The following is a 2,086-nucleotide window of genomic DNA, read 5'->3' as shown; positions in this document are numbered from 1 at the left end:
GCAGCAGCATGGCCCAGGTCGCCGGGGTGGCCTGGATCAGCTCCACCGCCCGCTCACGGATCAACTGCGCCAGCAGCAGCGGGTCTTGGCGTTGCTCGTCATCGGCGAGGACCACGCTGCCACCGCGCACCAACGGCAGGCACAGTTCCAGGCCGCTGATATCGAAGGTCACGGTGGTCAGCGCCAGGTAGCGCTGCACGCCGTCCAGCGGCAAGGCGCGCTCCATCGCCAACAGGAAGTTGGCAAAGTTGCCCCGGCTGATCTGCACACCCTTGGGCTGCCCGGTGGAGCCGGAGGTGTAGAGCGTGTAGGCCAGTTGCTGCAGGTGCCTGGGCAGCGCCGGTGCATCGGTCGGCTGCGCCTGCAACGCCAGGTCCTGCCAGAGTTGGCAGCGCAACGTGGCCGGGAGATGCTCATCCTGAAGGTCGCACAGCAGCAGATGCGGCCGTGCCCGCTGCACGATGGCCGCCTGCCGCGCAGGCGGATGGCTCGGATCGAGCGGCAGGTACTGCGCCCCGGCCTTCTGGATGCCCAGCAGGCAGACCAGCAGGCGCTCGTCGCGCGGCAGGCAGAAGGCGATCGTGGACTCCGCCGTCACACCTTGCGCCAACAACCAGTGCGCAAGCTGGTTGGCCTGTGCCTGCAACTTCCCGTAGCTCAGTTGTCGGTCGCGGCAGAACACGGCGGTGCGCTCGGGATGCAAGGCGGCCTGAACCTCGAAGCGGGTCACGAAATCCGCCTCGACGTTCAGTTCGGCAGCGTCGCCCGCGCTGTGCAGGCGTTGTACCGAGCGCAGTGGCAGCGTCAGCAGCGGCTGCTGCAGATCGAGATGCGCCAGGCTGGCCAGCACACCCAGGTAGTCGTCCACCAGGCACTGGATGCGGGCCGGGTCGAACAGCGCGGTGGCGTACTCGACGATCAGTTGGCTGCTGGCCCCATCGCCGCGGCCCTGGCTGAACACATTGAAGGTCAGGTCGAACTTGGCGCTGATCGCCCCCTGCGGCAATGCCAGCGGCGCTACCGTGACGCCCGGCAGTTGCAGATTGCGCTCGCCGAGGTGATCGACCTGGTAGTTGAACATGGCCTGGAACAATGGCGTGCGGTCGAGGCTGCGCTCGACCTGGAGCACATCGAGCAGGCGCTCGAACGGCAATTGCTCATGGGCCCGATCATCTGCCAGGCGCTGGCCAAGGCGCCGCAGAAAATGCTCCAGGCTTTCTAGCCCATCAAGCTGCACGCGGTAGGCCAGGGTGTTGACGAACAGACCGACCAGCGCCTGGCTGTCCGCCGCCTCACGCCCGGACACGGGCAAGCCGATGGCGAAATCGCGGCGCCCGGCGTGTTTCCAGAGCAGCAGTTGCTGCGCGGCGAAATACAGCACGAAGGGGGTGACCCCAAGCTGCTTGGCACGGGCCGCGATTGCCGAGGTCAGCTCGCCGGGTAACGGGAACTGCTCACGCGCGCCGGCATACGCCTGCACTGCCGGGCGCGGGCTTTCGCTGAGGGCCAGCGGCTCGTCACTCAAGCCCTGCAGGCGCTGCTGCCAGTAATCGAGCAGTACCTGGCCGGCATCCCCTTCCAGCGCCTGGCGCTGCGCTTCGATCACTTGCAACAGGCCCGTTCCGGGCACAGGCTGACGGCCCTCATAGAGAGCGGCCAGATCCTGCACCAGCAGCCCCATGGACCAGCCGTCCACGGCGATATGGTGGGCGTTGAACAGCAGGCGATAGTCGTCTTCAGCGAACTGGAACAGGTCGATGGCCACCAACGGCCCCTGGGCCAGGTCGAAGACCCGTTGCGCGGCCAGGGCGATCGCTGCCTCCCGTGCATCTGCCGGCGATGCGCGCAGATCGTGCAGGGCGAAGCTGGCCTCGGGCGCCTCCACCAGGCGCTGGCGCACCTGCCCGTTGTCCTCGAAGAAACGGCAACGCAGGGCTTCGTGACGTTCGATCAGGCTCAGGCAGGCGCTGCGCAGGCGTGGCACGTGCAGTTCACCCTGCAAGGCCAGCAGTTGCGTGACGTTGTAGGCGGTGGTGTCGGGTTCGAGCTGCTGCATGAACCACAGCCGTTCCTGGGCATGGGACAG

Annotated in this window: 1 protein-coding gene; it reads right to left on the bottom strand. The window is 67.1% G+C overall.

Annotated features, from left to right (window positions below):
• Positions 1-2,086, bottom strand: a 2,086-nt coding sequence (locus BFP90_RS00860; RefSeq protein WP_141688886.1) for a condensation domain-containing protein, incomplete at both ends; no start/stop codon positions are given.

Source organism: Pseudomonas sp. 24 E 13, assembly GCF_900004715.1.
GTDB lineage: Bacteria > Pseudomonadota > Gammaproteobacteria > Pseudomonadales > Pseudomonadaceae > Aquipseudomonas > Aquipseudomonas orientalis_A.
This window is presented reverse-complemented; position numbering and strand designations above follow the sequence as displayed.